Origin of the sequence: Erythrobacter sp. LQ02-29, assembly GCF_022576075.2 — a bacterium.
Lineage (GTDB): Bacteria > Pseudomonadota > Alphaproteobacteria > Sphingomonadales > Sphingomonadaceae > Alteriqipengyuania.
Genome location: NZ_JANCNT010000001.1, coordinates 882,032 through 894,127 on the forward strand (window position 1 = coordinate 882,032; position 12,096 = coordinate 894,127).

The following is a 12,096-nucleotide window of genomic DNA, read 5'->3' on the forward strand; positions in this document are numbered from 1 at the left end:
CTGACCCTTATTCCGCCGCCTCGGTCGCGGCTTCCTCGCGCTCGTCCTCGAGCTGGCGCAGCGCGCGTTCGTAATCGGTCGGCATCACCTTCACGAACCGCCCGAGCGCATTGTCCCAATCGTCGAGCAGCGCCGCCGCCCTGGCCGAGCCGGTGTGCAGCTTGTGCCGTTCGAGCAGGATGCGCAGCCGCTCCGCATCGTGGCGCAGCATGTCGCCCATGCCGAAATCGAGCACGCTGTGCGGGCGCTGGCTCGGGCGGCCGGTGCCGTCCTCGCTGTCGCGCGCCGGATCGATCCGCCGCAGTTCGACCTGCGCCGGGTTGACCCGGTCGGCGAACTGGCCGTCCTCGTCCAGCACATAGGCGATGCCGCCCGACATGCCCGCCGCGAAGTTGCGCCCCGTGCGGCCCAGCACGACCGCGACGCCGCCGGTCATGTATTCGCAGGCATGGTCGCCCGCGCCCTCGACCACCGCGATCGCGCCCGAATTCCTGACCGCGAAGCGTTCGCCCGCGACGCCTTCGAAATAGGCCTCGCCCGCGATCGCGCCATAGAGCACGGTGTTGCCGACGATGATGTTCTCGCCCGGCTCGCGATCGACGCCGCGCGGCTGGCGGACCACGATGCGCCCGCCCGACAGCCCCTTGCCGACATAGTCGTTGGCATCGCCGGTCAGTTCCAGCACCACGCCGTGCGCAAGCCATGCGCCCAGGCTCTGCCCGGCCACGCCGTTCAGATTGATGCGGATCGTCTCGGGCGGCAGGCCGGCAAGGCCGCGCGCCTCGGCGATCCGGCCCGACAGCATCGCGCCGACGGTGCGGTTCACGTTGCGGATCTCGCGCTCCAGCACCACCGGCTCGCCGGTCTCGATCGCGCCCTGGCACGCCTCGATCAGCTCGTTGTCCATCGCCCCGGCGAGGCCATGATCCTGTACCTCGGTCTGGCGCAGGCTACGGCCCGCGGGGACCGAGACGCGGTGGAGGATCCGCGACAGGTCGACGCCGTCCGCCTTCCAGTGGCGGTGGACGCGCGCCATGTCGAGCCGGTCGACCCGCCCGACCATCTCGTCCACGGTGCGGAAACCCATCTCGGCCATGATCTGGCGCAGTTCCTCGGCAACGAAGAAGAAGTAGTTGATGACGTGCTCGGGTGTGCCGGTGAAGCGCGCGCGCAGCACCGGGTCCTGCGTCGCCACGCCCACCGGGCAGGTGTTGAGGTGGCACTTCCTCATCATGATGCAGCCCGCCGCGATCAGCGGCGCGGTGGCGAAGCCGAACTCGTCCGCGCCCAGCAGCGCCCCGATGGCGACGTCGCGGCCGGTGCGCAGGCCGCCATCGACCTGCACGTTGATGCGGCTGCGCAGATCGTTGAGCAGCAGCGTCTGCTGCGTTTCCGCAAGGCCGATTTCCCACGGGGAGCCGGCATGGGTCAGGCTCGTCAGCGGCGAAGCGCCGGTGCCGCCCTCGTAGCCCGAAATGGTGACGTGATCCGCGCGCGCCTTCGACACACCGGCGGCGACCGTGCCGACGCCGACTTCGGAGACGAGCTTCACCGAAATGCGCGCCGCCGGGTTCACGTTCTTCAGGTCGTGGATCAGCTGCGCCAGATCCTCGATCGAGTAGATGTCGTGATGCGGCGGCGGGCTGATGAGGCCCACGCCGGGCGTCGAATGGCGCACTGCGGCGATCGCCTTGTCGACCTTGTGCCCGGGCAGCTGGCCGCCCTCGCCAGGCTTCGCGCCTTGCGCCATCTTGATCTGGATGTCGTCGGCATTGACCAGATATTCGGTCGTCACGCCAAAGCGGCCCGATGCCACCTGCTTGATCCGGCTGCGCATCGAATCGCCATTGTCGAGCGTGGCGAAGCGATCGACCTCCTCGCCCCCTTCGCCGGTGTTGGAGCGCGCGCCGATGCGGTTCATCGCCAGCGCCAGCGTCGTATGCGCCTCGCGGCTGATCGAACCGAAGCTCATCGCCCCGGTGGAGAAACGCTTCACGATCTCGGCCGCGGGTTCGACCTCCTCGACCGGGATCGGGTGCTTGGCCCGCTTGAATTCCATCAAACCGCGAATGGTCAGCAGCCGCTCGGACTGCTCGTTCATCACCTTCGCGAATTCGGCGTAGTTCTTCGGATCGTTGCCGCGCACCGCGTGCTGGAGGTTTGCGACCGAAGTCGGGGTCCAGGCATGGTCCTCGCCCCGCAAGCGGTACTGGTAGATGCCGCCGACATCGAGCATTTCGGCATGGATCGGATCGTCGCCATAGGCGACCTCGTGGCGGCGCATCGCCTCCGTGGCGACCTCGTTCAGGCCGATCCCCTCGATCGTGGTCGCGGTGCCGGTGAAGAAACGCTCCACGAAATCGCTCGACAGGCCGACCGCGTCGAAGATCTGCGCGCCGCAGTATGACTGGTAGGTCGATATGCCCATCTTGGACATGACCTTGCGGATGCCCTTGCCGATCGCCTTGATATAGTTTTGCTGCACGTTTTCGGGCGACTGGTCGGGATGGCGGCGCGCGCGCAGCTCGTCCAGCGTGTCGAAGGCGAGCCAGGGATTGACCGCTTCCGCGCCATATCCCGCGAGCACGCAATAATGGTGCACCTCGCGCGCCTCGCCGGTTTCGACCACCAGCCCGGTCTGCATGCGCAGCCCCTGTCGCACCAGATGGTGGTGCACCGCGGCGGTGGCAAGCGCGGCGGGCAGCGGCACGCGGCCCTCGCACGTCGCGCGGTCGGACAGGACCAGGATGTTCGCATCCTGCAGCACCGCCTCGGTCGCGGCCCAGCACATCTCCTTGATCGCGAGCTCGATCCCCTCGACCCCGACATCGGCGTCCCAGGTCATGTCGACCGTGGCGGTGCGGAATGCCCCGTCGAGCGTGCTTTCGACCGAGCGGATCTTGGCCAGATCCTCGCTGGTCAGGATCGGTTGCGCGACCTCGAGCCGCTTATGCGTACCGGCATCGAAACCGAGCAGGTTGGGGCGCGGGCCGATCATCGACAGCAGGCCCATCACCAGCTCCTCGCGGATCGGGTCGATCGGCGGGTTGGTGACCTGGGCGAAGTTCTGCTTGAAATAGTCGTAAAGCAGGCGGCTCTTGTTGGAGAGCACCGCGATCGGGGTATCGGTGCCCATCGACCCGATCGGATCGTCGCCGTTCACCCCCATCGGCTCCAGGAAGCGGGAGATGTCTTCCTGCGTATAGCCGAACGCCTGCTGCCGCTTGAGCAGGCTCGGTTCGCCGGTCTCGACCTCGGCCAGTTCGGCGTCGATCGTTTCCAGATCGGCCAGCTTGTACTGCGTGCGGTCGAGCCATTCGGCGTAAGGGTGCGCCTCCGCCAGCCCGGCCTTTAATTCGTCGTCCTCGACGATGCGGCCTTCCTCCAGGTCGATCAGCAGCATCTTGCCGGGCTGCAACCGCCATTTGCGCACGATGTCCTCTTCGGCGAAGGGCAGCACGCCGCTTTCCGAGGCGAGGCAGACGAGGTCGTCCTTCGTCACGCAATAGCGCGCCGGGCGCAGGCCGTTGCGATCCAGCGTCGCACCGATCTGCCGCCCGTCGGTAAAGGCGACCGCGGCCGGGCCGTCCCACGGCTCCATCAGCGCGGCGTGGTATTCGTAGAATGCGCGGCGGCCGTCATCCATCAGCGGGTTCTTCGCCCACGCCTCCGGGATCAGCATCATCATCGCGTGGGCGAGCGAGTATCCGCCCGTGATCAGCAGCTCCAGCGCGTTGTCGAGGCAGGCGGTATCGGACTGACCGTGCGGGATCAGCGGCCACATCTTGTCGAGATCGGGGCCGAGCAGGTCGCTTTCCATCGCCCGCCGCCGCGCCTCCATCCAGTTCACGTTGCCGCGCACCGTGTTGATCTCGCCATTATGGGCGATCAGGCGATAGGGGTGGGCGAGCCGCCAACTGGGGAAGGTGTTGGTGGAGAAGCGCTGGTGCACCAGACCGAGCGCGGAAACGCAGGCCGGATCGCGCAGATCGTCGTAGAAGCTGCCGACCTGGTTTGCGAGCAGCAGCCCCTTGTAAACGATGGTGCGGCTGGAGAAGCTTGGAATATAGGCCTGTGTCAGGCCGGGCAGATCGTGCTTCTGCGCCAGCTTCGCCAACGGGTTCAACGTTTGCTTGCGGATCACCACCAGCTTGCGCTCGAACGCGTCCTGGTCCGCGCAGTTCTCGCCGCAGGCGATGATGCACTGGCGGATGACCGGCATCGCGTCGATCACCGCCTTGCCCAGCCCATCCATGGTCAGCGGCACGTCGCGCCACCCGACGACGCGCTGGCCTTCCTTCTCGGCGAACTTCTCGAACTGCGCGATCACGAAGTCGCGCGGTTCCTCGTCCTGCGGCAGGAAGCACATCGCGACGGCGTACTTTCCCGGCTCGGGCAGGTCGTGGCCGTTTTCGTCCGCCCAGCGGCGGATCAGCGGGTCGGGAATCTGCAGCAGGATGCCCGCGCCGTCGCCCAGCAGCGGATCGGCCCCGACCGCGCCGCGATGGTCGAGATTGGCGAGGATCTCCAGCGCCCGCGTGACGATGTCGTGGCTCCGCTCGCCCTTGATATGCGCGACGAAGCCGACGCCGCATGCGTCATGTTCGTTGCGCGGATCGTAGAGGCCCTGCGGAGCCGGATATGCCATCGTCCAAAACCCTGTCTGCGGCCGCTTGGCACCACGGCGGGCGCGGGGCGCGGCAATGAAGCACGCGTCTCGTCGGGCAAAGCCGCTCCGAAACTTTCGCGAAAGCTTCTATTGAAGACAGGAAGTGTTTTTTGCAAGCGGGGACCGGCCAAGAAGAACTTGCCCCCGGTGCAGTTCGAGGCGGATCGGGCGCGGGCTCAGGCCGCTCCGCTCAGCCGCCCCAGCCGCTCGATCGCGCGGCGCAGGGCGCGTTCCGTTTCGGCCGGATCGGACGGGATCTCGTCCGAGTTTTCAAGCGCATCCAGGGGCACGGATCGGCGGGGCGGCCACGCGCCGATGGCGTTGCCCGCGCGCGCCAGCTCGGCCCGAAGTCGCTCGTCCGTGCGCGGCTGGGGCCGCTCGCCGGCGCCCGAGAGCGCCTGTGCGAACCGCTCCAGCATCGCGGGCCATCCCAGGTCTTCGAGAGGCACCTGCGCCAGCGGCGGCTCGACCTCGGGCAAGGAGTGCCGCGCGGGCTCTTCGGCCGCGCGATCCATGGCGGGTGCCGGGGCGGGCGTGTCGGTGACCGGTCGCCACAGTCCCGTCTGCGCCAGCTCGAAGCTGGTATCGGGATCGAAAGGCGCGAATTCGGGATCGAGCGACAGCGGCGCGCGCAGGAAGGACGGGATGGCAAGTTCGCCGCGACCCGAGGCCGGGAGAGGTTCGAAATCGCCGGCGTCATCGGTGGCCGTCTGCCGCTCCGCCGGCCTCTCGTGCCGGGCGGGTACGATGTCGCGGACGGGGCCCAGCCCTTCCTCGCCCAGCTCCTCGATCGCGGAGATCGGGCGCTTCACCGGCGCGTCGCGATGGCGATCCGCGGCTTTGCGGGGGTGGGGTGCGGGTGCCCGGGCGGGCTCCTGCGAAGCGACCATGCGGGCGAGAACCAGGCCGAGCAGCGCGCCCACCGCAGCGAAAGCGAGGGCGAGCAGGAGGTGCGCGGTATCGCTCAGCGGCGGTGCGGCGGCGGGGATCACCGAATCGATCCCCAGCCGGACGACCAGCGCTTCCAGGAGCGCGATGGGCAGCAGCATGACGCCGATCCCGAACAGGGCGGCAAACCAGATGGCGACGAAGGCGGAGAACAGCGGATGGGCGGGGATGGTGGCAGAGGCGGCGGTCCGGCGCCGCGCGCCGATCTTGCCGAAACGCAGGCGATCGAGCAGGCTCGGTCCGGTATGGGCGAAGGATGGTGCGGTGTCTTGCTGTGCCGTCACGGCGCGAAATCCCCTGAACTTCCCCCGGGGGACCGTGCGCCCCGCCCGTCGGGCGGCGGCGAAGACGATCCCAGTGCCCATCCGGGCTATCAGGTGATGGTAAACAGAAAGATAACGCCTCGTGTTGCGGTCCCAGTCGTGCCGTGCCGTCCAGGTCGTCCAGCCTCTCGTGCCGCAGGCAGGTGAGGCCGCGCCCATCACACCTTCCTCATGATGCCGATCGGGCTGCAGATCGCGCTCGACTCCTATTGCAAGCGCCTCGATTCGCCGTCGCGGCGCGGGATCGGCGCGCGGCTGGGGCGGCCCGGCGCTGGCGGAGGCCAGCAGGCCGTAGCGGCAGGGGCCCGCACGTTGCGCTAGCCGGTTCGATCGGTCATGAGGGCGCCTGAATGGACGCAACAAGGAGAGGCCCCATGACCCCCCAGGAAATCGCCGAAAAGACCGGCGAGCAGATCGGCACCAGCGAATGGGTCGAGATCAGCCAGGAGCGGATCAACCAGTTCGCCGAGGCGACCGGCGACCACCAGTTCATCCATGTGAACGAGGAAGCGGCCAAGATGACGCCGTTCGGCGGCACCATCGCCCACGGCTTCCTGACCCTCTCGATGATCCCCTATCTGTCGCAGAACAGCGATCTGCCGCGCCCCGACGGGATCAAGATGGGGATCAATTACGGCGGCAACAAAACCCGTTTCATCAACCCGGTGAAGTCGGGCAAGCGCATCCGCGGCATCTGGAAGCTCGTCGAAATGGTCGAGAAGAAGCCGGGCCAGTGGCAACAGACGGTCGAGATCACGATCGAGATCGAGGGCGAGGAGAAACCCGCCCTGATCTGCGAGTGGATCACCCAGTTCTTCGTATAAGACCGGACACAAGAGAGGTAGTATCATGCGCGACGCAGTCATCGTCTCCACCGCCCGCACCGCCATCGGGCGCGCCTACAAGGGCGGGTTCAACGACACCAAGGGCGCCACTCTGGGTAGCTATTCCCTCGCCCCCGCGATGGAACGCGCGAAGATCGATCCGGGCGAGGTCAAGGACGTGGTATGGGGCTCCGCCCTGCAGCAGGGTGCGCAGGCGGGTAATCTGGGCCGCCAGGTCGCGCTGCGCGCCGGATGCCCGATCGGCGTGTCCGGCATGACCATCGACCGCCAGTGCTCGTCCGGCCTGATGAGCATCGCCACCGCGGCGAAGCAGATCATCATCGACCGGATGGACGTGGTCGCCGCGGGCGGCCAGGAATCGATCAGCCTGGTCCAGACGCCCGAAATGCGGGTGATGCCCGATCCCGAACTGATGGCGATGCACGGCGCGATCTACATGCCGATGCTGCAGACCGCCGAAACGGTCGCGCAGCGCTACGGCATCAGCCGCGAGGCGCAGGACGAATACGCCCTCGCCAGCCAGCAGCGCACCGCCAAGGCGCAGGCCGAAGGCAAGTTCGACGACGAAATCGTGCCCGTCACCACCACCCACAAGGTGAAGGACAAGGAAACGGGCGAGGTCTCCGACGTCGAGATCACCATCGACAAGGACGAGGGCAATCGCCCGGAAACCACGCTGGAGGGGCTTTCCAGCCTCAAGCCGGTGATGGGCGAAGGCACCACGATAACCGCCGGCAATGCCAGCCAGCTGTCCGACGGTTCCAGCGCCAGCGTGCTGATGGAAGCGAAAGAAGCCGAGAAGCGCGGGCTCGAACCGCTCGGCCGCTATGTCGGTATGGCCGTCGCGGGCACGGAGCCCGACGAGATGGGCATCGGCCCGGTTTTCGCGATCCCCGCCCTCCTCGACCGGTTCGACCTGAAGGTCGACGATATCGGGCTGTGGGAGCTGAACGAGGCGTTCGCCGTGCAGGTGCTCTATTGCCGCGACAAGTTGGGCATCGACAACGACATCCTGAACGTCAACGGCGGCTCGATCTCGATCGGCCACCCCTACGGCATGACCGGCGCGCGCTGCGCCGGTCACGCGCTGATAGAGGGCAAGCGTCGTGGCGCGAAATACGTCGTCGTCACCATGTGCGTTGGCGGCGGCATGGGTGCCGCCGGACTGTTCGAAGTCTTCTAGACCTTTCGCGCGTCACCGGCCGTGAGGTCTGGCGGCGCGCATTACCACATACCCTTGGACGGGTACGGGGCGGCATGCGGGAAACCGTGTGCCGCCCCTTCGCGTTCGGGGAGAGGGACATGTGTCCCCCGGGAGAATGACGATGCGCCGCCCCGCCCCGATCGCCCTGATTGCCCTGCCACTCCTCGCGCTTACCGCCTGTGGCGGCGGCGGCGGCGGTGCGGGCGAGCAGGAGACACCGTCGCCGCGGCCTAATGCTGGCACGTCGCCGGTTGCCCGGACCGGCACCGCAACGCCGGAGCCCGCGGACGCGATCACTTCGGCCTATACGCAGCTCGACCTCGACAAGTGCACGGTCACCGACACGTCGGAGGAAGGGGCGAGCACCGACTGGCGCTGCCCGGGGCTCGGCGACGTGCCGCTGTTCGTTTACGAGGGAGACGGGCGCTTCGACCTCGATGCCGGGGTCGAGAACGCGAAATTCCAGAGCATCGGCGCGTTCAACAGCATCGGCGACCGGATCGAATGGCGGCTGCGCGGCGGCGTGCCCTATGCCGCGATCTTCCGCTATCACGACGTGACGCGGCAGGACGACCCGCGCAGCGTCCTCGCGATCGAGAAGGTGGGCAGCGGCGACATGCCGGGTTGCCGGGTGGCGCAGATCGCGGGCGATACCCCCGATGCCAATGGCCGGGCGCGCGAACTGGCGGACAGTCTCGCGCCCGGCTTCGACTGCGCGAACGACGCGATGCGCGTCATCGGCGACGCGCGCTAGCGCGCCGCCCGAGCGTTTTCCCTCAGCCGTTCGCGGCGATGAAATCCTCTACCACCGGCGCGATCTTCGTGCGCCATTTGCTGCCGTTGAAGATGCCGTAATGGCCGACATTGGGGGCCATGTGGTACTTCTTTTTCGCGTCCGGCAGGTTGGGCGTCAGCTTCAGCGCGGCCTTGGTTTGGCCCAGCCCCGAAATATCGTCGCGCTCGCCCTCGATCGCCAGGATCGCGGTGTCGGTGATGTCGCCCAGATCGATCCGCTTGCCCCGGTGCATGAACTCGCCTTCGGGCAGGGAGTGCTTCTGGAACACCTCCTCCACCGTCTGGAGATAGAATTCCGCGGTCATGTCGCAGACCGAGCGATATTCGTCGTAGAAATCCTTGGTCGCCTGCGCGCTCTCGTCGTCGCCTTCGCGGATGTGCTTGTACATCTCGTAATGCGACTGGATGTGGCTGCCCAGATTCATGCTGAGGAAGCCGGCGAGCTGGAGGAAGCCGGGATAGACCTTGCGCCCCGCGCCGGCATAGTTTGAAGGCACGGTGGCGATCACGGTGCGGCGGAACCAGGACAGCGGGCGATCCATAGCGAGATCGTTGACCGTCGTCGGGCTTTCGCGCGTGTCGATCGGCCCGCCCATCATGGTCAGCGAGGCGGGCCGCGCCGGATGATCGTCGCGGTTCATGATCGCGGTCGCGGCCAGCGCGGGCACGCTCGGCTGGCACACGGCCAGCATATGCGTGCCGGGGCCGATATGATCCAGGAAGGCGACGAGGTAATCGATGTAATCGTCGAGGTCGAAACTGCCATCGGTCAGCGGTACGTCGCGCGCGTCGAGCCAGTCGGTGACGTACACCTCGCAGCTTTCCACCATGCGTTCCACCGTGCCGCGCAGCAGCGTGGCGTGGTGGCCGCTCATGGGCGCGACGATCAGCAGCTTGGGCGCGCCTTCGGGCAGGTTATCGCGCTTGAAATATTTGAGATTGCCGAACGGGCGGAACAGCACGGTCGCCTCGCACACCGGGTCGGCCTTGCCATCCACGGTCACGCTTTCGATGCCGAACGCAGGCTTGCCATGACCGGCGGACGCGTGGGCGAACACTTCCAGCGCGCTGCCCGCCATCGATCCCCAGCCGGTATAGGACAGAGGATTGGCGGGATTGGTGGCCATCTCGGAGCCGATGGAGGCCCAGGCACTGGCCCCTTCGAGCCAGCTGCGCTGCAATTCGTAGGCGTGGTAGAGCACTGAAATTCCTCGCTTGCGAGTGCCGTGGTGCCGCTGCCGGGTACCTGTCGGCGATTGTGCGGTGCAACATAGGGATTGCGTGCGGTTTGGCAACGTACCGTATGGGCGAGCGTCCCGAAATGCGCCTGCCCGACTGATTGCCCGGTGGATTTGGCGGCGCTCACTCGCTAACTGACAGCGCGATGGCATCCGATCCCTCAGAACATCCCGGAGAAGACGCGCCACGGCGTGGCCTGTTCGCCCGGCGCCGGGCCCGCAGGGAAGACGGGGAGGAAAAGCAGCCGCGTTCGCTCCGTCCGCTGGGAATGATCCTGCGCGAGCTGAAGAAATATCCGCTGCAGCTGACCTTCGCCCTCGTGGCGCTCACGATCACCGCGACGATCACCTCGCTCGCCCTGCCGTCCGCGCTGAAGCTGATCATCGATCGCGGCTTCGGCGGCGTGTCGCAGGAAGTGGGGCGCTGGTTCCGCTATCTGCTGCTGCTGGTCTTCGTGCTGGGCATCGGCACCGCGGTGCGGTTCTATTTCGTCAGCTGGCTGGGCGAGCGTGTGGTCGCCGATATCCGCCGCAAGGTGCAGGCGAACCTGATGCGGCTGTCGCCCAGCTTTTTTGAACATAACAGTCCGAAGGAGATCTCCTCGCGCATGGTATCCGACACGGCCATCGTGGAGCAGGTGGTCGGGACGACGGTCTCGATCGCGCTGCGCAACCTGGTGATGGCGGTGCTGGGAACGGCCTATCTGTTCTGGCTCGCCCCCTCGCTCGCCGTCTATCTGTTCCTCGCCATCCCGCTGGTGATCGTCCCGATCGTCCTGTTCGCCTCGCGCCTGCGCGCCATCAGCCGCACCAGCCAGGACCGGGTGGCCGATGTCGGCGCAATGGTGACCGAAGTGCTGTCGGCGATGAAGGTGGTGCAGGCCTTCAACCAGCAGAACCGGGAGCAGGAACGCTTTGGATCGGCGGTGGAGGGCGCGTTCGACATCGCCCGGCGCCGCATCATGATCCGCGCGATCATGACATCCGTGCTCACGATCCTCGTCTTCGGCGCGATCACGATCCTGCTTTGGCGCGGCGCGGTGATGGTGACGGAAGGGCTGATTACCGGCGGGACCATCGGCGCCTTCGTGTTTGCCGCGATGATCGTCGCCGCCGCCTTCGGCGCGCTGACCGAGGTGTTCGGCGATCTGCTGCGCGGGGCGGGCGCGGCCAGCAGGCTCAACGAATTGATGCTGGAGCGGCCGGACATCGCCGTGCCCGCTAGGCCGGAGCGCTTGCCCGAACCGGCGCGGGGCAGCCTGTCGTTCCGCAACGTCACCTTCCGCTATCCCACCCGGCCCGACCTGCCCGCGATCAGCGATTTCAGCCTGGAGATCGAGCCGGGCGAGACGGTCGCGCTGGTCGGCCCCTCCGGCGCGGGGAAGTCTACCATTTTCCAGCTGGCCGAGCGTTTCTACGACCCGCAGGCGGGTACGATCCGCGTCGACGGGGTGCCGCTGACCGCGCTCGATCCCGCCGATCTGCGCGAGCGTTTCGCCCTCGTTCCCCAAGACGGGGTCCTGTTTTCCGCCAATGCGCGCGACAATCTGCGCTATGGCAACTGGGACGCGGGCGACGAGGAAATCTGGAACGCCGCCCGCGCCGCGCATGCGGACGAGTTCCTGCGCCTGCTGCCCGAGGGGCTCGACACGTTCCTGGGCGAGAACGGCACGCGGTTGTCGGGCGGGCAGCAACAGCGCCTCGCCATCGCCCGCGCGATCCTGCGCGATGCGCCGATCCTGCTGCTGGACGAGGCGACCAGCGCGCTCGACGCGCAGGCGGAGCGGCTGGTGCAGGACGCGCTGGACGAGCTGATGCGCGACCGCACCACGCTGGTGATCGCGCATCGCCTCGCGACCGTTCGCGCCGCGGACCGGATCGTGGTGATGGAGGATGGCCGCATCGTGGAGCAGGGTTCGCACGATCGGCTGGCCAGCGCTGGCGGCCTGTACGAACGGCTCGCCCGGCTGCAATTCGACATGCAGAGCGCCTCGTGAAGCTTGCCGGTCGTTCAGGCCCGTGTAAGTTACATGTGCAACAATGAGATAACTTCACGTTTCGCGGTTGCTCTCCG

Annotated in this window: 7 protein-coding genes; 4 read left to right on the forward strand and 3 right to left on the reverse strand. The window is 67.2% G+C overall.

Translation table 11 applies throughout. The features are described from left to right. Window positions 1-7 precede the first annotated feature (7 nt). Window positions 8-4,648, reverse strand: a complete 4,641-nt coding sequence (gene gltB / locus MKP08_RS04380; protein ID WP_241555050.1) for a glutamate synthase large subunit — start codon at window positions 4,646-4,648, stop codon at window positions 8-10. Between the two features lie 197 nt (window positions 4,649-4,845). Then, window positions 4,846-5,901, reverse strand: coding sequence for a hypothetical protein (locus MKP08_RS04385; protein ID WP_241555051.1), 1,056 nt, complete (start codon window positions 5,899-5,901; stop codon window positions 4,846-4,848). 413 nt (window positions 5,902-6,314) lie between these two features. Between MKP08_RS04385 and MKP08_RS04390 the strand changes: the two genes are divergently transcribed. The 3 genes from MKP08_RS04390 to MKP08_RS04400 all read left to right on the forward strand — a co-directional run bounded on the left by MKP08_RS04390 (window position 6,315) and on the right by MKP08_RS04400 (window position 8,743). After that, a complete protein-coding gene (locus MKP08_RS04390; RefSeq protein WP_241555052.1) occupies window positions 6,315-6,764 on the forward strand; it encodes a MaoC family dehydratase in 450 nt (149 codons plus the stop codon). A gap of 25 nt (window positions 6,765-6,789) precedes the next feature. Further along, window positions 6,790-7,968 carry an acetyl-CoA C-acyltransferase gene (locus MKP08_RS04395; protein WP_241555053.1) on the forward strand — a complete coding sequence of 393 codons (1,179 nt, stop codon included), beginning with the start codon at window positions 6,790-6,792 and terminating at the stop codon, window positions 7,966-7,968. Window positions 7,969-8,110: 142 nt separating this feature from the next. Continuing rightward, window positions 8,111-8,743, forward strand: coding sequence for a hypothetical protein (locus tag MKP08_RS04400; protein WP_241555054.1), 633 nt, complete (start codon window positions 8,111-8,113; stop codon window positions 8,741-8,743). A 22-nt stretch (window positions 8,744-8,765) separates the two neighbouring features. Here the strand turns inward: MKP08_RS04400 and MKP08_RS04405 are convergent, their stop codons facing one another. Further along, window positions 8,766-9,986: a polyhydroxyalkanoate depolymerase gene (locus tag MKP08_RS04405; protein WP_241555055.1), complete on the reverse strand. Its 1,221-nt coding sequence runs from the start codon at window positions 9,984-9,986 to the stop codon at window positions 8,766-8,768. Window positions 9,987-10,291: 305 nt separating this feature from the next. Between MKP08_RS04405 and MKP08_RS04410 the strand changes: the two genes are divergently transcribed. After that, window positions 10,292-12,019: an ABC transporter transmembrane domain-containing protein gene (locus tag MKP08_RS04410; RefSeq protein ID WP_241555534.1), complete on the forward strand. Its 1,728-nt coding sequence runs from the start codon at window positions 10,292-10,294 to the stop codon at window positions 12,017-12,019. The last annotated feature ends 77 nt before the right edge of the window (window positions 12,020-12,096 follow it).